General features: G+C 50.0%; 14 protein-coding genes. 7 read left to right on the top strand and 7 right to left on the bottom strand.

Translation table 11 applies throughout. From position 1 onward, the window contains the following. Positions 1 to 91: 91 nt before the first annotated feature. Positions 92 to 1000, bottom strand: a complete 909-nt coding sequence (locus ACXAGR_RS13015; protein WP_474850897.1) for a LysR family transcriptional regulator — start codon at positions 998 to 1000, stop codon at positions 92 to 94. A gap of 335 nt (positions 1001 to 1335) precedes the next feature. Here ACXAGR_RS13015 and ACXAGR_RS13010 point away from each other — a divergent pair, with 335 nt between their 5' ends. From ACXAGR_RS13010 to ACXAGR_RS12985, 6 genes are all read left to right on the top strand, one after another. Next, a complete protein-coding gene (locus ACXAGR_RS13010; protein WP_474850895.1) occupies positions 1336 to 2541 on the top strand; it encodes a CaiB/BaiF CoA transferase family protein in 1206 nt (401 codons plus the stop codon). Further along, a complete protein-coding gene (locus ACXAGR_RS13005) occupies positions 2538 to 3824 on the top strand; it encodes a serine hydrolase domain-containing protein (RefSeq protein WP_474850893.1) in 1287 nt (428 codons plus the stop codon). The genes ACXAGR_RS13010 and ACXAGR_RS13005 overlap by 4 nt, the downstream gene beginning before the upstream one ends. Positions 3825 to 3830: 6 nt before the next feature. Further along, a complete protein-coding gene (locus ACXAGR_RS13000) occupies positions 3831 to 5108 on the top strand; it encodes a CitMHS family transporter (RefSeq protein ID WP_474850891.1) in 1278 nt (425 codons plus the stop codon). A gap of 21 nt (positions 5109 to 5129) precedes the next feature. Further along, positions 5130 to 6038 carry a hydroxymethylglutaryl-CoA lyase gene (locus ACXAGR_RS12995; RefSeq protein WP_474850889.1) on the top strand — a complete coding sequence of 303 codons (909 nt, stop codon included), beginning with the start codon at positions 5130 to 5132 and terminating at the stop codon, positions 6036 to 6038. Between the two features lie 84 nt (positions 6039 to 6122). Continuing rightward, positions 6123 to 6701, top strand: a complete 579-nt coding sequence (locus tag ACXAGR_RS12990; RefSeq protein ID WP_474846442.1) for a tannase/feruloyl esterase family alpha/beta hydrolase — start codon at positions 6123 to 6125, stop codon at positions 6699 to 6701. Between the two features lie 240 nt (positions 6702 to 6941). Next, positions 6942 to 9713, top strand: coding sequence for a TonB-dependent receptor domain-containing protein (locus ACXAGR_RS12985; protein WP_474850887.1), 2772 nt, complete (start codon positions 6942 to 6944; stop codon positions 9711 to 9713). Between the two features lie 78 nt (positions 9714 to 9791). Here the strand turns inward: ACXAGR_RS12985 and ACXAGR_RS12980 are convergent, their stop codons facing one another. From ACXAGR_RS12980 to ACXAGR_RS12955, 6 genes are all read right to left on the bottom strand, one after another. Beyond that, complete coding sequence (locus ACXAGR_RS12980; protein WP_474850885.1) at positions 9792 to 9881, bottom strand: VapC50 family PIN domain-containing toxin; 90 nt, start codon at positions 9879 to 9881, stop codon at positions 9792 to 9794. An 11-nt stretch (positions 9882 to 9892) separates the two neighbouring features. After that, on the bottom strand, positions 9893 to 10165 hold the full coding sequence (locus tag ACXAGR_RS12975; protein ID WP_474850883.1) for a hypothetical protein: 273 nt from the start codon (positions 10163 to 10165) through the stop codon (positions 9893 to 9895). A gap of 196 nt (positions 10166 to 10361) precedes the next feature. Then, positions 10362 to 10850: an excisionase family DNA-binding protein gene (locus ACXAGR_RS12970; RefSeq protein WP_474850881.1), complete on the bottom strand. Its 489-nt coding sequence runs from the start codon at positions 10848 to 10850 to the stop codon at positions 10362 to 10364. A gap of 311 nt (positions 10851 to 11161) precedes the next feature. After that, positions 11162 to 12718, bottom strand: a complete 1557-nt coding sequence (locus ACXAGR_RS12965; protein ID WP_474846379.1) for an MFS transporter — start codon at positions 12716 to 12718, stop codon at positions 11162 to 11164. Then, entirely contained in the window at positions 12711 to 13721 is a 1011-nt protein-coding gene (locus ACXAGR_RS12960) for a LacI family DNA-binding transcriptional regulator (protein ID WP_474846381.1), read from the bottom strand. The genes ACXAGR_RS12965 and ACXAGR_RS12960 overlap by 8 nt, the downstream gene beginning before the upstream one ends. Positions 13722 to 13762: 41 nt before the next feature. Further along, positions 13763 to 15094 carry a GH1 family beta-glucosidase gene (locus ACXAGR_RS12955; protein ID WP_474850879.1) on the bottom strand — a complete coding sequence of 444 codons (1332 nt, stop codon included), beginning with the start codon at positions 15092 to 15094 and terminating at the stop codon, positions 13763 to 13765. Positions 15095 to 15244: 150 nt separating this feature from the next. Between ACXAGR_RS12955 and ACXAGR_RS12950 the strand changes: the two genes are divergently transcribed. Beyond that, positions 15245 to 17749 carry a glycoside hydrolase family 3 protein gene (locus ACXAGR_RS12950; protein WP_474850877.1) on the top strand — a complete coding sequence of 835 codons (2505 nt, stop codon included), beginning with the start codon at positions 15245 to 15247 and terminating at the stop codon, positions 17747 to 17749. The last annotated feature ends 1 nt before the right edge of the window (position 17750 follow it).

Raw genomic sequence — 17750 nt, 5'->3', positions numbered from 1 at the left:
AGTGCCGCCCTTTGGGATCAATAAGTTACGAGAAAACGGTGTTTTAAAAGTGATACGGCTACAGAAATATACACGCGAAAAAATGTAGAGTTTACAGACTTGTAATTGGGGGCCTTGAACCATTAACCGCCTCCATCAGATACTGCTTTAAAATATTACCGGCGGGAGACAAGGCAACCCCTCTACGCCGGAGTAAAGAAATATTTCTTTCCACTACCGGATGGGTGAGTTCGATCGCCCGTAATCCCGGGGACATGCGTGCCGGAACTCCTGAACTGGGTAATACTGCCACGCCCAGTCCGGCTTCTGCATAGGCAAAAGCAGATGTCATCTGCATGGGTTCAAGAATAATATCCAGCTTCATATCCTGAGCCAGTGCCGTGCTGTCGATGAGGGTCCGGATCGTCGTCCCCTTGTTCATAGCAATGACCGGTTGATTTGCCAGTTGTGCCCATTTGACAGACTTCTCCTTTGCCAGAGGGTGATTATCAGCACACACCACCACCATGGCATCTTTGATTAGGGTCAGTGCTTCCACTTCTTTATCAGACTGGGCATAGCAAATACCGAAATCAATCCGCTTTTCATTCAGCGCATTGATGATCTCCTGTCCGGCGCAGTCCTGAATGTTTAACCGGATATCCGGATAATCGCTATTGAAACGTTTCAGCACCCGTGGCAGCAAAGAGCTGCAAACTGAGGGCAGCACCGCTATATCCAGCCTGCCCCGCCTTACGGATTTGTAAGTTTTAACGTCGTATATGGCCTGCTCAAAGTCAGCCACCAGCTTTTCTGCCGTGTCACGAAACTCTTCTCCGGCAGGCGTCAGTTCAACCTGGCGGGTATGTCTTCTTACAAGCTGGATCCCGAAATCCTGTTCTAACTGCTGGATCAGCGAGCTTAGTGCTGGCTGGGTGAGACAAACCCGTTCTGCAGCCCGGGTAAAGTGAAGTTCTGTGGCAAGAGCAATGAAGGCTTTGAGATGTTTGATGTTGACCACGTGAGCACACCCAATTAATTAAAATAAACTATAGATTTATACAATTTATTTATTGGAGTTATAGATAATAGAAAATCATAGTATGAATAAAATGTAAACTTTTAATCCAAAAAAGGTTAATTTGATTTCTGAACGTCAGCTCCGTATCAAACAACATCAGATTCCGGCAGCGGGGCTGACAAAGCCCCCGCCTAATTAATAGATTTTCCATATTGAATTATAGAATTAATTGATTTGCCTGATAGATAACCATTCCGCATAGTATGAACAACTTGTAAAAATTAAGTAGCCGGCACGTTACCCTTTCCATCCGCCGGCTTATCTGAGGAGAATCTATGTTTTCGTTGCTCAACGGGATCAAGGTCCTTGATTTAACCACCATCGTTTTAGGGCCCTATGCAACGCAATTCCTTGGTGATTTTGGTGCAGACGTTATCAAGGTAGAGAACATCACCGGGGACTTATTCAGAACCGTCAGACCCGGCCGTTCAGCGGAAATGGGGGCGGGCTTCATCAACTGTAACCGCAATAAAAAAGCCATCGCTCTGGATTTAAAAAGTGAGGGCGGACAGGAAATACTTCAAAAGCTGATCGCAGAAGCCGATGTGGTTGTTCACAACATGCGTACTGCTACGGCAGAGCGTCTTGGCATTGACTATCCTGCGGTAAAGAAGATCAACGATAAAATTGTGTACTGCTTTGCGCCCGGCTACGGTCAAAGCGGCGCGTATGCCCACAAACCTGCTTACGATGACATCATTCAGGCGGAAAGCGGCATTGCCTATCTAAACCGCACATCTGACGGTCAGCCCCGTTTTATTCCCACAATTATTTGCGACAAAGTGGGCGGTATGCATCTGGCCATGTCGGTGCTGGCCGGCATGGTTCACCGCCTGAAACATAACGAGGGCACCTGCATTGAAGCGCCCATGTTTGAAGGCATGGTGTCATTTCTGATGACCGAGCAACTGGCCGGCGAAACTTTTGTACCGCCTCTCGGCGGCACCGGCTATGAACGGCTGAATTCACCCTACCGTAAGCCCTTTCCTACGGCAAACGGCTACATCAGTATTTTGCCCTACAGCACCCGTCACTGGCAGCGCTTCTTCCGCCTGATTGGACGCGAAGATATGACTGAGCACGCCACGGTGACCGATCCGGTAAAGCGGAGCGAAAACGTGGGCTCGCTGTATAAAATTGTCAGTGAAGCCACTCCTGCGCGGACCACGGAAGAGTGGGTCACCGCACTGACTGAGATTGACGTTCCTTTTGCTCCGGTGAACAACATTGATGGCTTACTTCATGACCCGCACCTGTCATCCATCCGCTTTTTCAATGAATACGAGCACCCCTCTGAAGGCCGCTTACGGCAACCCGGCAAACCTTTCAATGTTGACGGAGAAGTCACAGACGATTTACCGCCACCGCTACCCGGCCAGCATACGGTGAGCATTCTTGAAGGATTAGGCTACAGCCACGACGCTATCGATGAGTTACAGAAAAAGAACATCATATTCAGCACTGAACGGAGTGAAAAATGAGTTTCAACATTCAGGCAAAATCATACATTCTCGGTGCAGCTGCGCTTTTTACTTTTGCTTCGCTGAGCGGATGTGCAACGCCCTCTGCTGACAATGACCACAGGTTTGCGGCATTGTCTGCCAAATTAGATACGCTGGTTGAAAACGGCACTATGCCGGGCTCAGTCACCACAATTATTGAGCAGGGTAAGCCGGTTTATCATTATGTGAACGGGTATCAGGATACTGGCAGCAAAACGGCGATGACGGATGATACCCTTTTTCGTCTTTATTCTATGTCCAAACCCATTACCAGTGTTGGCATTATGATGCTGCAGGAGCAGGGTAAGTTGCAGGTGTCCGATCCGGTCAGCAAGTATCTGCCAGCCTTCAAAGACTCACAGGTTTATGTGTCCGGCGACCTTGAGAACATGGTCACGGAGCCGGTAAAGCGGCAAATGACCATTGATGACCTGCTGGCCCATAAATCAGGCATAACCTATCACTTTACCGGCAACACACCGGTTCATCAGTATTACCGGAAATATGGCGTGAAGCGTGATACCCCCGTCGGCACACTGCCAACTGACGGCGCGCCGGCGCGTAATCTCACGGAACTGGCTGAACGACTCGCCGCGGCCCCGCTGCTGAGCCAACCGGGCGAAACGTTTGACTACAGCTATTCCACTACCCTCCTGGGTAAAATTATTGAAACCGTTACCGGCGAGCGGCTGGATAACTGGCTTGAGAACAACCTGTTTACGCCTCTTGGTATGAACAACACCGGCTTTTTTGTCACCGGTGACGATCTCAACCGGTTTGTGACCAATTATCTGATGACTGAGAATGGTCTGAAGGTCATAGAAACGGCACAAAATACGGATTACAGAGATGCAAACCGCTTACTCGATGGCGGCGGTGCACTGGCCGGCACCGCCTCTGATTACGTGGCGTTTGCCACCATGCTGGCAAATAAAGGTACTTATAACGGTAAGCGGCTGTTAAGCGAAGCGTCTGTGGATGCCTTATTTGCGCCACGCATCACCATTGAAGAATTTGGTAACGACGCCCCGATGGCGTTCGGATACGGCTTTGCTATTGGATCACCGGACACCGAAGCTGAAAACTTCATGCCCGACGGGTCTTTCGGCTGGGCAGGTTCCGGCAATACGGTGTTCTGGGTCAACCCCGAAACCCAAAGCCTGGTAGTCTTTATGACGCAGGTTATTACGCCGCCTCCCTTTGCTAAACAGGTACCGTTTCGTCAGTACCTGATTGAAACGACTGCCGCAGAAGCCCGTTAACAGTTTATGTTAGCGCTCACCGGCTTTCTGACCATCGTGACCGTTTTGCTGGCTATCGTCAGCAAACGGCTCTCCCCGCTGGTTGCACTTGTCGCTATCCCTGTAGCGGGCGCGCTGATTGCCGGCGAAGGCATGGCGGTACCCGGCTACCTGGTTCAGGGTATCACCGCTATTGCTCCGGTGGCGGTCATGTTCATGTTTGCCATATTGTTTTTCGGCATCATGAACGACAACCATGTGTTTACGCCCTTTATCTACGGCGTGCTGAAAGTGTGCGGCAGCGACCCGAGAAAACTGTTCACCGGTGTCGTGCTGATTACCGCACTGGTGCATCTGGACGGCTCCGGCGCCAGTACCTTTTTAATTGTGATACCCGCGGTATTACCGGTTTTTGATGCACTGAATATTGAGCGTAAAAAGCTGGCAGCACTGGTAGCGATGTCGGCAGGTGTCAACAATATGCTTCCCTGGGGTGGTCCCACCATCCGTGCAGCCGCCGCCCTCGACGTACCGGTTATGGAGCTTTACGCGCCCTTACTGCCGGTGCATCTTTGCGGCTTTGCTTTTGTGCTCCTGATTGCTTACTGGATGGGCCATAAAGAACGGCTGAAACAAAATGCGATTTCAGATACGTCCATCACTTCAGCACAGCAAACCCGCCGGACAGACGTAAAATGGTTCATCAACATTGGGCTCATAGTCATTGTCATAAGCGCCATTGTCGCCAGTCTGCTCCCCCCTGTTGTGGCGTTTACCGGCGGTGCGCTGGCCGCTTTGCTGATTAATGCCCCCTCGCAGGAAGCACAGAAAAAAACCATCGATAACCACGCTGCGCCGGTATTCATGATGGTCAGCATTCTGTTTGCTGCCGGATGTTTTACCGGCGTACTGAAGCACTCTGGCATGCTGGATGCCATGGCATCAAGTGGCAGTACCTTGTTACCTGAGGCATTAACCGGAAATATGCCTCTTGTGGTCGCAGTGTTATCTATGCCCCTGAGCCTGTTGTTTGACCCGGACTCTTTTTACTTCGGCATTATGCCGGTACTGGCAGGCATTGCTGCTGATTCGGGCCTGCCTGCTGTCAGCGTGGCACACGGTGCACTGCTGGGACAAATGACCACCGGATTTCCGGTCAGCCCGTTAACACCGGCGACATTCCTGCTTATTGGTCTTACGCAAATCAGTCTGGCAGATCATCAGCGCTACGCCCTGCCCTTACTGGCCGGCGTGTCGTTATTTATGACGCTGGTAGCCGTGTTGCTTGGCGTGATCCCCTTATAAAAGTCGTTATAGGGTAAAAACATGACGAACACCGATATTAAGATAGTGGAAATGGGTGCCAGAGATGGCCTGCAAAGCGAGCGGTTACCGGTTTCCCTGAACACGAAAATTATGCTCATCAACCAGCTTGCCGGATGCGGGTTAACACATATTGAGGCCGGCAGTTTTGTTCGCCCGGACCGCGTTCCGCAAATGGCGGATACCCCTGCCGTATTTGAAGGCATATCGCGTAAAGCCGGGGTGATTTATTCAGCCCTTACCCCTAACCTGAAAGGCTTTGCGCAGGCGGTAAGTGCCGGAGCAGATGAAGTGGCGATATTCGCTTCAGCATCAGAAGGTTTTTCCCATAAAAACCTGAATTGCGATATTGCCACCAGCCTGATCCGTTTTGCAGAAGTCACCCGCGCGGCGCAACAGGCAGGCATACCGGTGCGGGGGTACATATCCTGCGTTGCGGGCTGTCCTTACGATGGTGACGTTTCACACGCAAGTGTGATTAATGTAACAGAGAAGCTGTTTGATATGGGCTGTGTTGAAGTGTCTTTAGGTGACACCATCGGCACAGGCACGCCGGGACGTATCAGGCACTTACTGAAAGCCCTGTTACAGAGCATTCCGCCACACAAAATTGCCATGCACATGCACGACACCTACGGGCAGGCCATTGCCAACATTTATGTTTCACTGGAAGAAGGCATCCGTACCTTTGATGCCTCTGTGGGCGGCATTGGCGGTTGCCCTTACGCAAAAGGCGCTACTGGCAATGTAGCCACTGAGGATCTCGTTTATCTGCTTGACCGCGAAGGGTTTAACCACGGCATCGATTTACTCAAACTCAGTGAAACCGGATTATGGATAAACAGGGAACTGCAACGACAAAGTACATCCCGCGCCGGTCTGGCAATACTAAACAGGCAGAATGCACAATGAGCCGGGTGTTCTTAAGCCGGTTACTGCTGAGCCAACTTGCAGTTGCCACTTGTCTTCTGAGTTCTCACACAGTGGCAGCCAAAGATTTATCAGGGTCCGGTCGATCCTGTCACTAATGAGCAAATCTATCCGGGTTTTCCACCCGGCAGTGAATACACCAGAGGTGCAGGCTGGGCCGCTTATATGGCCGATCCAATAAATCCTTCGCAACCTGCCAGAGCAGACTTCTGGCGTTTGTGGGCATTTAATCAGGCGGAATGGGATACATGGACATTTGACTGGCACACAGATTATCAGCGGGCAGGAAATGCTCTCTCCCCGCGTATCGACGCCACAGAAACGGATTTGTCTGCCTTCATGCAACAAGGCGGAAAACTCATTATTTATCATGGCCTGGCAGACCCGGTTGTATCGTCAACCGATACAGCACGCGATTTCCGGGAGGCCGCGGCAGATACCGGATCGCCTTTTAATGCCAGATATTACGAAGTGCCGGGTATGTCTCACTGCGCCGGCGGCCCGTTTATCAGCGAATTTGATGCTTTTCCTCCCCTGCAACAATGGGTTGAGCACGGCACTGAACCCGGCGTCATCGACGCACCGGTAAACGGTAAGTCAAAAGAGACTTTTCAGGTAGCTCCCGCCAAAACCATAATTAAATAGCGTCTATATTGGATTATGAAAAAATTGAGCTGATCCCCTCAACACCAAACCATTATATTTCAGAAACTTAAAACCCATTCATATTAAAAATTTGTTAATTAATAGTATAAATTAATTTAACTTATTGATATCACCATGGTGTGATGAGAACTGATAAGGACTGCCGGCCAGGAGCTGGCAAACACATAAAACAGGACGGCATTAGTGGTTGCCGTCCGACCAGATTCAGGACTAAACATCATGTTCAGCACATCAAAAAAGCATCCGCTCTTAAGAAGCAAGCTGCAACTCGCCGTTCTCGCCGCTCTGCTTAACCCGGCAACATCAACAACTGTTTTTGCTCAGGACAAAGAAGAAAAAGACGTTGAAGTCATCAGAGTGACCGGTAGTTATGTAACCCGCGATGCACAGGCTTCCATGTCATCACCCATCCAGATTGTCGGCAGTGAAGAAATCCTCAAATCCGGCTTTTCCGGTGTGGACGATATCATTGTAAACAACACGGCGAACACGGGTAGTGTGGGCGGCGTAAATAACCTAGCCGGCGGTGGCTCAGAATCCCGTCAGACCCGTTCTGCTAACTTGCGGGGTCTGGGCCCCTCTTCCACGCTGGTATTGCTTAACGGACACCGTGTTTCTTCACAGGAAATGGATGCTAAACGTAACAGTTACACCAACCTTGCCGCCTTAGTTCCCACTATCGCGGTGGGAAGAATTGAAACCGTACTGGACGGCGCATCTGCCATTTATGGTTCTGATGCCATAGCCGGCGCCATGAATATCATAACCGATGATCGCTACGAAGGTGTGACGGCCAGCTGGCAACATACGGCAATTGAAAACGCACCGGCTAATTTGCTGCAATTTAAACTGGGTGGCGGAAACGACAAGTTTCACGGCATGATCGCCAGCAGCTACGAGTACAAATCAAATTTGCAGAATTCAGATCGCGCTGTCACAGCCACTAACAACACCTCAGGTACAGCGCAGCCGGGCAACTTCGTACTTACAGAGCGCCCTGTCAGCGCTGACGGTTCAGATGTCATCATCGATAATGGCGTAAACGGACCGGTAAACTATTCCGCCCTGTACGACCAGATTTCAGCAGATACAGGCAGCAACAGAGTGACGCTGGCCGATCCGCACTGTACCGCCGAAGGCACCGGCGGCATTTATGTTGGCAGCAATCCGTTTCCCTACGGCACTTGCCAGTTCAGCTACCAGCAAATGAACCCGATCATGCCAGAATCTAAGACCTGGTTAACTTATGCATCAGCCAATTACCTTGTAAATGATGAGCATGAGATGTTCTTCGAAGGCCGCTTCTATAAGCAGGAAGGTAATCGCTATGGTGTCGCCAGTATGCCCATCTCACTGGGATCCCCTGTTGTCCCGGCGGAAAACCCATATAATCCTTTCGGCGTTGATGTCCAGTTCAATGGCCGTGTGCTGGGAATTAATGCGGATTACCGTCTCGCAGAATCTGACGTGGACGGTACCCATTTAGTATTAGGGGGGAAAGGTGAGCTGGGCTTCTCTGACTGGCAGTACGAAGTCAGCGGAGTGTGGAGTCAGGAGCGCACACTGAATACAGAGCCGGACACGGATCTGCAAATGTTGCAAAATGCTTTAAATGGTTATGGTGGCGCAGATTGCCAGACAGATCCGTTTGGCAATCCAAGCAGCGCTGAAACCGCCGGTGAAGGAAACTGTGTCTGGTTCAGCCCATTTGGTAAAGATCAGCTTACCCATGACGACCGTGTATTTTACAATCTGTTGCAACCCGGCCGCTCTTCGGATGAAGTGATTTATCAAATCTTTGAATTTGTGGCAAATGGCTCATGGTTTGATTTACCCGGCGGAACGATTGGTGTGGCTATTGGCGGGCAAACCAGAAAGGAAACCCGTAAAGTTACTGTTGATGCGGCGACGCAGGCCGGACGCTGGGGCTTTACCGGCAAGCAGTCTCCGGGACAAGGCTCACGGACCATCGATGCTGTCTTTGCAGAGTTATTCCTGCCCTGGACACTGGATTTAGATATGCAACTGGCGTTGCGCTATGAAGACTACGGGCGCTTCACCACTACTGATCCGAAATTAGGTCTTAACTGGCGTGCTACCGACGACCTCACCTTCAGACTCTCTGCCAGTACCGCTTTCAGAGCACCGTCTCTGGCGCACTCAGTGGGGAATCAGTCATCTTCCGGCGTCAGCCAGACTATTGATCCGCTGGACCCGAATGACAACGGGACTTTCCGTGTAATCAATACAATTGCCAATCCCGACCTGGAGCCGGAAGAATCAACAAACGTTAATATCGGCATGACCTGGACAGTAACAGATGAATTAACCACATCGATAGATTACTGGAGCTTTGAGTTTGAGAATCAGGTAACGGCAGAAACAGCAACTCAGGTGATAGAGCGGGATCCAAACGGGCCTGATTTGATCAGGGATGCTGATGGCCGGTTACTGGCGGTAAACGTGGGATATTTCAATGCGGGTAAAACCGAAACAAACGGCATTGACTGGCGTCTGGATTACCGTACAGAAATCATCGAAGGTCACATTCTCAGCATCAGCAACTCGCTGACCTGGATTAACGAGTACACCGTGCAGGTGGGCCCGGACCAACCCGTGTATGACGTGGTAGGACGCAGAAACGACAACAACCCCGGTTCTGTTGCACCGGAATACCGTGACACTATGCAGGTATCCTGGCTGCACAACGCCCACTCCGCAAACGTCACCATGCGCTTTGTTGATGGTGTGGAAGATGACGTGTTTCTGCCGATGAACTACACCACGCCATGGGGACAGATCAGTTCATCCACGGTGATTGATGCGCAGTACGCGTTCCGCTTTGGCGGCAACGAACAATATCAGATTGCTGTGGGTGCCGTGAACCTGTTCGATCGCGAACCACCGGCAGCCTTTTTCACCAAGTACCTGTCTACCGCCGCCGACCCGTTAGGCCGTCAGGCGTATGTGAGACTGTCTTTTGAACTGTAAAAAGTGAATGGAGAAGCAGTGCGCCTGGCGCACTGCTTTTAGTTGCCATATTGCCATTAGCGGTAACTATGTCAGTCATTACAACATCATTTCAAATTGGCGTAGCTTTGAAACGAATGTGGGCAACTTTTGCCTTTGCAGTGAATTTAAATACTCATCTACTGACATCGGTGGATTTTTTAATGAGCTTCTTTGCCTTTTGCGGCCAACAATGCCCGGCCGGGCTCTAATTCAAACATGTCAGACAAAAACACATCCGGATGTATAGCAGACAAGCCAAATGGTGTTAGCTTATCATTCGGAAAGTCTTTTATATTAAATGTCACAATTCCTTCGGCCTGCCCTTTAATTGCTGCTGCAACAATATGGCGATCATCCTTATCGGGTAACTCTATTCCTTCAATAAATGGCTCATAGCCTTCAACAACACAGTCAGGAACATGGCGATTCATTAGTTCCCGTGTCCGCTGTAACTTCTCAGCAGGAATGTCAGGCTGCATTTTTTAACAAATTTCGCGTCCACTCATCGTGAATTTGCTCTGTCCATCTCGCACGATACAAACCTGTTTGCGCCAAATACAGCAAATAACTTCGAAGTGGCGCTGGATACATAACACATGCATCCAAAATTACAGTGTAAGTTGTCATTTAATAACCTAAATTCAACTCCTGATCGAGTGCTGACAGCTCATCAAGGCTGGCAAGACGTTGTTCATCGAGTTGACGCTTGTATTGCATCACATCAACAAACGCCACCTTTCTTCGATTACCAGTTCTTGCGTAAGGCAAGTCACCAGAATCAAGTATTTTGATAAACGTCGGCCGCGACATATTAAGCATATCCGCTGCCTCTTGCGTGGTTAACTCAGCTTCTATTGGAGTAATATTGACACTATTACCCAGACCGAGTTGAGTCAGCACTTCAATCATTAATTTCACTGCACTGGCAGGTAATTGAACAGAGTGAGTTTTACCGTCTTTACCTACCACACTAAAACTTTGTGCATCGCCATTCACTTCCAGCACGGCTGAAAGTTCCTGGCTGCTTAATTTAGCTAATGCAATTTCTTCGGCACTTGGCAACGACTGTATGTTTAGCATTACTTTGGTCTCATTTATTTGTTTGTCTTTTATCATTTAAACAACAGAGGCCCATCAGGCTCAAACCATTAAGTGGAACCGACTAAAGCTTATTACAGGAAATTATCCGAAATATTCGAAAACCTGTCAACTTTCGAAATATTCGAAAACCCATTCAAGAAAATCATCCGGGGTTTATTAACCACTGCGCTTTAACCCTGACAACTTACGGCAATACAATACCGGCAGGAAGCCGCCCCCAATCAGGATGACTATTCTTAATAACTCGTACTCTACAAACCAATGAGGTTTGAAAAACGTGAGTACAATTATTACAGACGTCATGCCAGTGAATGCATAAGACTCCCCTACAATCCCTCAGAGATTTGCTCCAGCGAACGTCCTTTGGTTTCCGGAAACAGTTTAACCACCAGCACCAGGCTGATGAGCGCGAATATACCGTAGGAGGCAAAAGTGACGGCGGCACCGAGATTCATCAGCTCCCAGGGAAACAAAAACTGGACCAGGAAGCTGGAGAGGGAGTTAACTACGCCCACCACGGAGATGGCGAGGGCCCTGCTCTGGTTAGGAAATATTTCTGCCAGCATGGCCCACATGACAGGCCCTAAAGACATGGCATAGGATGCCACAAATGCCAGTAATCCAAAGAGAACCACTGGTGCATTCATATTAATGCCCTTACTTAACAGCACCCGCTGATGCTGACTGTATTGTTCCTGTCCCAGTGCATTTATTAAAGACTGCTTAAAGGAAACGTCTGAAGAAAATGCCTTGCCGGTGAGTGGCACAAGTTGTGTGGCCAGAGCCGGATCGCCAAGTGAAATTTCAGCCACTTCCACAGAATTCAGTTCATAAGTAGCTTGTTTAAAGCCCCAGCTACAGATTGCCATGCTCAGCATCACTCCGCAGAGTCCGGTTACAAGCAACGGTTTTCTGCCCCAACGGTCAATGGTCACCATAGCAATAATGGTAAAAACAATATTGATTAATCCTATCCAGATCGCCTGCATAAAAGCCGCATCGGTGCCGACTCCGCTATGCTCAAAAATGGTCGGGGCGTAGAAAAATATTACGTTAATACCCGTGATTTGTTGTGACACTCCCAGTATTAATCCGACAATGAGAGGAAAGCGCATGCGGGGTGCGACCAGAAATCCAAGCCGCTGCCGCCATCGCCAGTGTTTGTTTTCTGATAACTGGCTCATAGCCGCGAGCTGTCTTTCAGCCTGCTCATGACTGAACAGTTTTCTGACAACCTGTCCGGCTTCTGCCTGACGATTTTTAAGCATGAGCCAGCGCGGACTGCGGGGCACTTTGAACAACAGCACTAACCATATGGCCGCCGGTATCATTTCCAGTCCCAACATGTAACGCCAGCAGTTGTCACTGATCCCAAGATCACTTACCCATTGCGCATCACTGCCACTGAGCTGAAGGAAGGCGTAATTGCTGAAATACGAAAGTGCCAGACCCGTGACAATATTGAGCTGGTTTACTGACACCATTTTGCCGCGATTTTCCGGAGCGCTGATTTCAGCGATATACACCGGCGCAATTAACAGTGAACAAAATGCCATGCCGCCAAGAAATCTGGCGCTTACCAGCATCCAGTAATTCACCGACAGAGCTGAGGCCAGAGCGGAAACCAGATACAGCCCAGCAATGATGATAAGGGTTTTTCGCCTGCCAATAGCGTCACTGACCGCACCGGCACAGCACATGGCTATTAATGCGCCCAGTGTGGGAGAGCTGACAACAAACCCCTGCTGCCAGTCTGACAACCCGAAGGCTAAATCAATGAAACCGATAGCGCCGGAAATTACGCTGGCATCGAAGCCAAAAATGAACCCGCCAAGCGCTACAATGAGTGTGTAACGCAGCGAAGGAGAAAGCCTGTTAAGCATGGGGTGCCGGTCCCAGCGAATCCCGTAAGATTAGTTCAGGCTCAAAGATATGCGTGACAGGTTGAGGACATTTGATGTCGTAAACATGTTCCAGCACCCAGTGCGCTGCCATTTCGCCCATGGCACGTACCGGGTTGCTTACCGTAGTCAGTTTGGGATACAGATAGCGACAGAAAATGGCATTATCAAACCCCACTACCGACAACTGTTCAGGTAAATCGAAACCCGCTTCTCTGGCGGCGGTCATTGCCCCTGAGGCCATCTCATCGTTGGCGCATACCAGTGCAGTCATATCCGGATGCTGAGCCAGCAGGCTGGCAAACCCTTCCTGACCTGACGACTCATGATAGTCTCCCTCAAACATCAGTGAAGACTCAAAACTAATACCCGCTTCTGCTAATGCCTTTTTATGTCCGGTTAACCGGTCCGAGGCATCTGCTTTGAAAAGCGGTCCGCTGATGTAGCCGATATTCCGGTGACCTTTGTCCAGTACCGCTTTTGTTGCCAGATAGCCGCCATCCACGTTATCAGCGACAAAACACTTATCTTCCAGACCGTTAACTTTACGGTTCACCACCGCCACCGGTACAGATGTTTTGCTTAAGGAAATCAGATAGTCATCAGTCACAGCTTCAGCATGGACAATCAATGCGTCACAACGCCGGCTGGTCAGAAAATCGATGGCGTCTGTTTCACGGTTTTCATCTACGTGGCCCGCGGTGATAATAACGTGCTTGCCATGTTTTTTAAGGATCAGCTCTATGGTGCTCATCAGATCACCAAAATAGGAGCCGTGCAGTTCAGACACCAGTAAACCCACACTGTTTGTGCGGTTTGAAGCTAAAGACTGGGCGATAGCATTAGGCTTGTAACCTAACGCTTCCATTGCATCCACGACCTTTTGCCGCGTCCGGTCACTGACTTTGGCATTGCCATTCATCACCCGGGACACTGTAGCCAGCGAGACTCCTGCCGCTTTAGAAACTTCGTAAATGGTTGCCATAATAAAAATACTGCGCCTTCATCATGCCACCAATTTACCGGTTATTTGCGGGTTATCAACTCTTTATAAGCAAATCCGCTTTGCTTGATGATGCGTCGTCCGGATTCATAGTCTGTGTAGACCAGTCCGAATCGCTTACTGTAGCCAAATGCCCATTCAAAATTGTCCATCAGTGACCAGGCAAAATAGCCACGTATATCCACGCCCTGACGCATGGCTTCATCCACCGCATTTAAGTGAGTGTGAAAATAGGCTACACGGTCGTCGTCGTGCACCTGATCGTTGATCAGGATATCATGCATCGCGGCTCCGTTTTCGGTGATATAAACCGGCGGCAGTTGATAACGCTGATGCAGCGACACCAGCAATTCAGTGAACGCTTCCGGCCGGATTTCCCATCCCATATCTGTAACCGGTACATCACGGGGTGGCTGCGCGATGAAGCTGCCATTGCCATTATCACGGTATACTGTCGGCGAATAATAATTGACGCCCAGGTAATCCAGCGGTTGGCGGATTAATGCCATGTCGTCCGGCAGGATTTCAGGCCGTTCTTCCGGTGCCAGTGACAGCAGAATATCCGGGTATTCACCGGTTAACACCGGCTGCAAATACCACTGGTTGTGATAGGCATCAGCCTGAATGGCAGCTCTTATATCATCAGCAGACGGTGACGCAGCAATACAGGTAGAAAAATTCAGCACAATGCCATGAATGCCGTCGGGACAGCAGGCACGCAAGGTTTTCATGCCAAGACCATTGGCCATTAATATATGGTGTGCTGCCTGTCTGCCATTTTTAACACCGGTAATACCAGGCGCATGCACACCGGTTTCGTATCCCAGATAAGCTGAACAAAAAGGCTCATTGATGGTAGCCCAGGCATAGACCTTATCGCCCAGAGCGCTGGCAACAACGTCAACATACCGGGCAAACGCCCGGACAGTATCGCGATTTAACCACCCGCCCTTGTCCTCAAGGCACTGCGGAAGATCCCAGTGATAAAGGGTAACAAAGACTTTTATCCCTCTGCTGTGCAGCCAGGTTACCAATTCAACGTAAAAGGCCAGCCCCTCCTCATTCACTGTTCCCTCATCATTAATAACTCTGGGCCAGCACACAGACAACCGGTAGGCATCCACGCCAAGGGATGCAATAAGCTCAGCATCTTCCCGCCACTTTTCGATATGCCTGCAAGCAATATCGCCGTCAGATCCATCGCTGATGGCACCGGGCTTTTTGCAAAAAAGATCCCATATGCAATCATCCCGCTGATGCCTGCCACCTTCAATTTGATAGCTTGACGTAGCAACGCCAAACAGGAAATCGCGATGCCACATCGGGCTGTCATCAGGTAACTCAATTTTTTTCATATCTGTTCCCGGCAGGCAAACCAGTTTCGTTATTCAGGATTGAACTTGTTAACGCTTCGTGTAATCATCATGAAAAAATGTAAGCGCTTTCAAATAACGTTATTACAAAATGTAAGCGCTTTCAAATCTAACTATGAAGGTTCTTACATTATGCGAAAGACTTTGCTCTCGACGGTCGTTGCCTCCGTTCTGCTGGCAGCCTGTGTTTCTTCCACAGATAACGCAGACAGTTCGTCAGTCTGGCCTCACCTGGATATAGCCGTTAAACCGGACCAGGCGACGGAAGACAGAGTGTCTGCTTTGTTAGCGTCAATGACTGTTGAGCAAAAAGTCGCACAGGTGATCCAGCCTGAAATCGGCAGTATTACCCCGGAAGATATGCGTCAATACGGCTTTGGCTCTTATCTTAACGGCGGAGGCTCATTTCCCGGCAGTAATAAACATGCAACGCCGCAGGAATGGATAGATTTGGCAGAAGCCATGTATCAGGCTTCTGTTGACGACAGTAAAGACGGCTCCACGATTCCAACCATGTGGGGAACAGATGCGGTACACGGTCATAATAATGTGATTGGTGCCACGCTGTTTCCCCACAACATTGGTCTTGGCGCTGCGAACAATCCGGCATTGATGGAAAAAATAGCTAACATCACGGCGCAGGAAGTCATGGCCACCGGTATCGACTGGGTATTTGCACCAACGGTTGCCGTAGTCCGTGACGATCGCTGGGGCCGCACATATGAAAGTTACTCGGAAGATCCTGAAATCGTAAAAGCGTATGCTGCGTCTGTGGTTAAAGGCCTGCAAGGCCATGCTGATGCCGGTGATTTCCTGGGTGACGAGCGGGTGATCAGTACAGTAAAACACTTCGTTGGCGATGGCGGCACAGTGAAAGGCGACGACCAGGGTGACAACATCGCTACCGAACAAGCCCTGTTTGAAATTCACGCCCAGGGATATGTGGGCGGCCTCACTGCGGGCGCACAATCAGTGATGGCATCGTTTAACAGCTGGCACGGCAAAAAACTACATGGTCATGAATACTTACTGACAGACGTGCTGAAAGACCGCATGGGGTTTGACGGCTTTGTGGTGGGCGACTGGAACGGGCATGGACAGATTAAAGGCTGTACTAACGACAATTGCGCCCGGGCGATTAACGCTGGCCTCGATATTTATATGGTACCTTCCGACTGGAAAGCGCTTTACCACAATACTGTAGCGCAGGTGAAAAACGGCACCATCAGCAGCGCCCGGTTAGACGACGCAGTAAGACGCATTCTGCGGGTAAAAATGCGGGCAGGACTTTTTGATAAAGCCAGCCCTGCTCAGCGCCCGCTTTCCGGTAGGCAGTCTCTGATTGGCAGTGAAGAACACAGAAAAGTCGCCCGTCAGGCCGTTAAGGAATCCCTGGTTTTACTGAAAAACAAACAAAACCTGTTACCACTGTCTGCAAGCGCGAGCATTCTGGTGGCCGGTGATGCGGCTGACAACATTGGCAAGCAATCCGGCGGCTGGACAATTACCTGGCAGGGGACGAACAATACCAATGACGATTTCCCGGGTGGCAGCTCTATTTTTGATGGTATTTCACAGTACGCAAAGCAAGCTGGCGGCAATGCCACACTTTCAGTTGATGGCAGCTATAGCAGCAAACCCGATGTAGCCATTGTCGTATTTGGCGAAGAGCCGTATGCAGAAGGTGTGGGCGACAGAGAAACACTCGCCTACCAGCCAGGTAACCAGAAGGATTTAGCCTTACTGAAGAAACTGAAAGAAGACGGGATCCCTGTGGTATCGGTGTTTGTTTCTGGCAGGCCGATGTGGGTGAATGCTGAACTGAATGCTTCAGATGCGTTTGTTGCTGCCTGGCTTCCGGGATCCGAAGGGGCGGCTGTGGCAGAGGTATTATTCGGCGATGATGATTTTAAAGGTAAACTGCCCTTCTCATGGCCGGCATCACCCCTGCAGATAGCCAATGTGGGAGATGATGATTACGCCCCTCTCCTGCCCTATGGTTTTGGTTTAACCTTCAGCGACAAGAATGTTCTGCCGGACAACCTGAACGAACAAGATGAAAGCCTGAAGCAACAATCTGCAGAGTCTGTTGCCATTTTACAGGGCGGCGTCCGCGCGCCATGGTCGTTACAGCTTACCTCAAACAATGAACGCAAAACTGTTGCCGCCAGCGCTGAATCCTTCGACAGCATTACTTACCGCACCAGCGACAAAGTGGTACAGGAAGATGCGATCACCGTCACCTTCGATGGAAAGACGCCGGCCGGTGTTGCTTTCACGCGCAATGAAAAAGCTGAATTAGTTGCGTCGAATGCGCATTCAGAAAACCGTGCGCTGGTTTTCAGTGTCAATGTCTCGCAACCTTTTTCAGATGATGTTTTCGTTATCTTGTGTTCTGAACAGCAAGACGGCGATGAAGCCTGCCCGTCCGGCGTCAATATCGCACCGGCGCTGTCGAGCTTAGAGGCTAACAGCTGGCAGTCACTGGCGTTGCCCCTTAAATGTTTCGCCTCCGCTGACATAAACACACTGACAACTGCCTTCGCCCTGCGCACATCAGGTAGCGGAACGTTAAGCCTTGCCGATGTGTTTATTCAGCAAGCGCCAGAGCACTCAAGGGTGCTGGCATGTGAGTGAT

Source organism: Alteromonas sp. ABH4_457 (assembly GCF_056160625.1).
This window is presented reverse-complemented; position numbering and strand designations above follow the sequence as displayed.